The organism is Mesorhizobium sp. M0598, assembly GCF_040320865.1.
Taxonomy (GTDB): domain Bacteria; phylum Pseudomonadota; class Alphaproteobacteria; order Rhizobiales; family Rhizobiaceae; genus Mesorhizobium.
This window is the reverse complement of sequence record NZ_JAMYQL010000080.1, coordinates 1-5,025: the sequence shown is the minus strand read 5'-3', so window position 1 is coordinate 5,025 and position 5,025 is coordinate 1. Positions and strand designations below refer to the sequence as shown.

General features: G+C 63.3%; 5 protein-coding genes. All 5 read left to right on the top strand.

Translation table 11 applies throughout. The features are described from left to right. The first annotated feature begins 158 nt into the window (after positions 1-158). The 5 genes from NKI59_RS34585 (at position 159) to NKI59_RS34565 (ending at position 4,650) form a co-directional block, all read left to right on the top strand. Positions 159-1,457 (top strand): epoxide hydrolase family protein, encoded by a 1,299-nt coding sequence (locus tag NKI59_RS34585; protein WP_502901154.1) that lies wholly within the window; start codon positions 159-161, stop codon positions 1,455-1,457. A gap of 110 nt (positions 1,458-1,567) precedes the next feature. Further along, positions 1,568-2,200, top strand: coding sequence for a VOC family protein (locus tag NKI59_RS34580; protein WP_352709012.1), 633 nt, complete (start codon positions 1,568-1,570; stop codon positions 2,198-2,200). Between the two features lie 72 nt (positions 2,201-2,272). Then, positions 2,273-3,067: an SDR family oxidoreductase gene (locus NKI59_RS34575; RefSeq protein ID WP_352709011.1), complete on the top strand. Its 795-nt coding sequence runs from the start codon at positions 2,273-2,275 to the stop codon at positions 3,065-3,067. Between the two features lie 46 nt (positions 3,068-3,113). After that, on the top strand, positions 3,114-4,175 hold the full coding sequence (locus NKI59_RS34570) for an alpha/beta fold hydrolase (protein ID WP_352709009.1): 1,062 nt from the start codon (positions 3,114-3,116) through the stop codon (positions 4,173-4,175). 55 nt (positions 4,176-4,230) lie between these two features. After that, positions 4,231-4,650, top strand: a complete 420-nt coding sequence (locus tag NKI59_RS34565) for an Ohr family peroxiredoxin (protein WP_352709007.1) — start codon at positions 4,231-4,233, stop codon at positions 4,648-4,650. Positions 4,651-5,025 lie beyond the last annotated feature (375 nt).

The window sequence follows — 5,025 nt, the reverse complement described above, 5'->3', positions numbered from 1 at the left end:
GGGCTTTCTCGGCCTTATTTGGCATGCGCGGGGGGGGGTTGCCCCCCGTTTTTCCCCCCGGCGGCGGGCCCGTTTCTTTTGGCCCGGGCCCACCGCGGATGAACTCACCGGCTGCGACCGACACCCGGACGCAGATTGGACAGACACAGGAGGACGTCATGTCGGCAATATCGTTATCGCCCACGCGGCGCGAACTTCTTGCCGCCACGGCTGCCGCCGCGGCCATTAGCATGCTTCCCGGGACGCTGCGCGCGGCACCCGGAGACGCGATCCGCCCCTTCGCCGTCAGCATGCCGGAAGAGTGGATCATCGAGCTTCGCCGGCGTATCGCCGCGACCCGCTGGCCCGATCGGGAAACGGTCAACGACCAATCCCAGGGCATAGAGCTCGAAAAACTCAAGCCGCTGGTCGAGTATTGGGGCGCCGGCTACGACTGGCGCAAGGCGGAGGCGAAGCTGAATGCGCTGCCGCAATTCATGACGGAGATTGACGGCCTCGACATCCACTTCATTCATGTCCGCTCGAAGCATCCCAACGCTCTGCCGCTGATCATGACGCATGGCTGGCCGGGATCCGTCCTGGAACTGCTCAAGACCGTCGGTCCGCTGACCGACCCGACCGCCTACGGCGGACGTGCCGAAGACGCATTCGACCTCGTGCTGCCGTCGATGCCGGGCTACGGCTTCTCCGGCAAGCCGACGGACACCGGCTGGGGTCCTGATCGTATTGCGCTGACCTGGGCGAAGCTGATGGAACGCATTGGCTACACCAGCTGCGTTGCTCAGGGCGGCGATTGGGGCTCTCCTGTCTCGAGCGCCATGGCGCGCCAGGCGTCAGCAGGTTTGCTCGGCATCCACATCAACCTGCCGGCGGTCGTGCCGCCCGAGATTGCCGCAGTGCTGGCGACCGGCGGACCGGCGCCGGCGGGACTCTCCGAGCAGGAACGCGCGGCGTTCGACGCGCTCAGCGCATCGGCCAAGATGGGCAACAGATCCTACGCTATCGTAATGGGCACGCGGCCGCAGACGGTCGGCTATGGCATAACGGACTCTCCCGCCGGCCTCGCGGCGTGGATGCTTGGACATCCCGGCTTCTCGCGTTGGACTTACAGCAGCAGCGATCCCGAAAAGTCGCCGGACGAGGTGCTCGACGACATCACGCTTTACTGGCTGACGAACACCGCCACCTCAGCTGGCCGGCTGTATTGGGAATATGGCGGACGCAGCCCTGTTTTTTCGGGTCCGGAGATGACTTCCGAGATATCGCTCCCAGTGGCCATCACTGTATTTCCTGGGGAGAGCTACCGCGCCCCCGAGACATGGGCTCGGCGCGCCTACCAAAACCTCATCTACTTCCATGAGGTCGACAAGGGCGGACATTTCGCGGCCTGGGAACAGCCGGCGCTGTTCTCGGCCGAGCTTCGGGCGGCGTTCAGGCCGCTGCGGCGATCGCTGTGAAACGAACGGCGCGGAGCACGCTCCGCTACTACCCAAGACTCGGACCGGGATATTTGTCCCGGTCCGGCATAGGTGAACTCAAGCAAGGCATTCAACCCAAGGAGCTCCACATGACCGACACTCAAGTGCGCAGCAAAACCGAAATCGATGCCCCGACAGCGCGAGGGGTCGATATGAAACTCGAGGTGGCCGTCATCCCTGTGTCGGACGTCGACCGCGCCAAGCGCTTCTACGACGGCCTGGGCTGGAGGCTCGATGCCGACTTCGTCAGGAGCGACGGGTCCCGGGCCGTGCAGTTCACGCCTCCAGGCTCGCCCGGTTCTATCCACTTGGGTACCACGTCGGCGCTCTGGCTCATCGTATCCGACATCGCGGCGGCGCGCGCCGAACTCGTCGAACACGGTGTCGACGTGAGTGAAGTATTCCACCCGGGCGCCGGACCGGGCGGCCGTCTCAGCGGTCCGGACCCGGAGCGGCGCAGCTACGGCTCGTTCGTCTCGTTCAGCGACCCGGACGGCAATAGCTGGCTGCTCCAGGAAATTACCACGCGATTGCCCGGACGCGTGGACACTGACGTCACGACGTTCTCCTCGTCGTCCGAGCTCCGGGCCGCACTCTGGCGCGCGGCGCTCGCCCATGGCGAACATGAAAAGCGAACAGGCGGACAGCGCGACGAGAACTGGCCTGACTGGTACGCCGCCCACATGGTGGCGGAGCAGGCCGGCAAGGAGCTGCCGCTGTAGGACGAGCCTCATAGGGCGGCGCCAAGCCGCCGCCCTATTCGTCCAGACTGTGCGGTGATCGATGAGAACCATATGCGCGTGGCGGCGAACCTGACGGCTTTATCGGAGGAGATCATGAGTACGGCAACTTTCCTTGCTCAGCGCGAACCTGAACTTCTTGGCCAGACCGTCGTCGTCATCGGCGGTAGCGCCGGGATCGGTCTGGAGACCGCCCGGCGTGCCCGCGCCGAAGGCGCCCGCGTCATCCTCACCGGGCGCAATCGCGACCGCCTCGATCAAGCAGCGTGCGAGATTAGCGCTGAGGGCACCGCCGCCTTCGACGCCAACGATGCGACCCAGCTGAAGTCGTTCTTTCAAGATCTGCCGGACTTGATCGACCATGTGATGGTTACTGCGGGCGCTCCCCATTATCGCTCAGCCCTCGAAATTCCTCCCGAGGAGGCACGACACGATCTCACGAACCATCTATTGCTCGCGCTCAATGTGGCACGCAGCGCCGCTGGCAAGGTCGGGTCGGCCGGCTCACTGATATTCATGGGCGGCACGGGCGCACGCCGCCCAAAACCAGGCCTCGCGATCGTCTCGACGGTTACCGTCGCGTTCCCCGCGCTCATCGCCAATCTCGCGCTCGAGCTCGCGCCGATACGCGTCAACCTGATCGCCGCAGGCTTCGTCGACACGCCACTGTCGGCGTCGCTGCTCGGCGACAACCTCGACAAGCGGCGCGACGAACTGCGCGCGACGCTGCCAATCCGACGTGTCGTCGGACCGGCTGATGTCGCCGCGCTCGCCGTTCACATCATGAGCAACACGGCGCTGACGGGCGCGACATACGACGTCGACGGCGGCCAGCAGCTCGTCTCGTGACTACGCAGGAACAAAGCACATTGCCTCATCACAAAGAGACATCACCATGAACACGATCAGTGTTTGCGAAAAAATCGATGAGCGCCGCCGTCGGCTGATCGGTGCAGCCGCAATGGGCATGACGCTTGCCGAACTCGGCATGACCGCGACAGCGAAGGCGGCGCCCAGCGGAGTCGACCAGACGACGGCGTCTGCGATGCACACGGCAAAGAACTCGTTCGGCGCACCCAGGCAGATCGATGCCGGTGTCCTTAATGTCGGCTATGCAGAGGCCGGCCCTGCCGACGGTCCGCCCGTTATCCTTCTCCATGGCTGGCCTTACGACATCCACACATATGTCGACGTTGCGCCCATTCTGGCGGTGAAAGGCAGCCGCGTGATCGTGCCCTACCTGCGCGGATACGGCACGACGCGGTTCCTGTCGGACGAGACGATGCGCAATGGTCAGCAGTCGGCCATCGCTGCCGACATCGTCGCGCTGATGGATGCGCTGGGTATCGAGAAGGCGACGATTGCCGGCTGCGACTGGGGCGCTCGGACGGCGAACATCATCGCCGCCCTGTGGCCGGAACGCTGCAAGGCGATGGTCTCGGTGAGCGGCTATCTCATCGGCAACCAGCAAGCCGGCAAACTGCCGCTGCCGCCGAAGGCCGAGCTGCAATGGTGGTACCAATATTACTTCGCTACCGATCGCGGCCGTGTCGGCTACGAGAAATATACCCGCGATTTCGCCAGGCTGATTTGGCAGCTCGCCTCGCCGCAATGGAATTTCGATGAGCCCACGTTCGAGCGGAGTGCTGCGGCCTTCGACAATCCGGATCACGTCGCGATCGTCATCCACAATTATCGCTGGCGGCTCGGCCTGGCAGAAGGCGAGGCGCAATATGATTCACTGGAGCAGCGGCTTGCTCAGGCACCCGTCATCTCCGTGCCCACGATGACGCTCGAGGGCGACGCCAATGGCGCGCCGCATCCGGACGCCAGCGCTTACGCCAAGATGTTTTCAGGCAGATATAGCCACCGGGTAGTCATGGGCGGCATTGGACACAACCTACCCCAGGAAGCGCCACAGGCCTTTGCCGACGCCGTTATCGAGGTCGACGCGTGATCGAGTTCGCGGCGCCGCTCGTCCGGCAGGTACAACAGCCACCAAAAGAATGCCTATGAACCTGATCGCAAGGGTTGTTTATACAGCCATGATCACAACCACAGGTGGCCGCGAGGATGGCGCCTCGCGCAGCTCTGATGGCCTTCTGGACATCAGGCTTTCCATACCCGGATCGGCGCGCATCGGCACCAACCCGGAGCAACTGCTTGCAGCCGGCTGGTCGGCCAGCTTCGCAAGCGCGGTTGCGTCTGTGGCTCACGAACAAAAAATTACGCTGCCGGCCGGAGTGAGAATCGATGCCGAGGTTGATCTGAACCTCGGGGACGACGGCTACTCTCTCAGCACTCGGCTCAACGTCAGCCTGCCTGGCGTGGAGTACAATACCGCACGAGCCCTGATCGACGAGGCGCACGACATTTGTCCGTACTCGAAAGCGACGCGCGGCAACGTGCAAATTGCGATCAACCTGCTCTGAGTGGATTGCATCGATCGTTGAAGCAATTGGCATGGCCAAGGTTACATTTTGGATCATTCCTTCTCGCTAAGGTCTACAAAAACCTGCCACGGCATCGCACCTGTCACAGCGCATCCAGCACAAATACGGTCAGGATGACAGCAGGGGTATCCCTCCGGTCACCGTGATAATCCCTTCTGAGCGCGAAATGTCCGCTATGGGTCAATGAACGAACCCGCTCGCGGGAGGGGCGCGGGGTTTGAGGCGTGAGCTTCGTTGGCAGCGTCGGTGAAGCTTTAATCGATCAGGGGTGACGGACGGCCATCGGCCTCCGAGCATGAAGTGTCAACCTTCAGCTTGAGAGGAGCATCCGATGACCGTCCCTACGCATCCATC

Bases quoted from the DNA above. Each gene is read 5' to 3' on its own strand.
- NKI59_RS34585 (WP_502901154.1), top strand. From the start codon at position 159: ATGTCGGCAATATCGTTATCGCCCACGCGGCGCGAACTTCTTGCCGCC.
- NKI59_RS34580 (WP_352709012.1), top strand. From the start codon at position 1,568: ATGACCGACACTCAAGTGCGCAGCAAAACCGAAATCGATGCCCCGACA.
- NKI59_RS34575 (WP_352709011.1), top strand. From the start codon at position 2,273: ATGCGCGTGGCGGCGAACCTGACGGCTTTATCGGAGGAGATCATGAGT.
- NKI59_RS34570 (WP_352709009.1), top strand. From the start codon at position 3,114: ATGAACACGATCAGTGTTTGCGAAAAAATCGATGAGCGCCGCCGTCGG.
- NKI59_RS34565 (WP_352709007.1), top strand. From the start codon at position 4,231: ATGAACCTGATCGCAAGGGTTGTTTATACAGCCATGATCACAACCACA.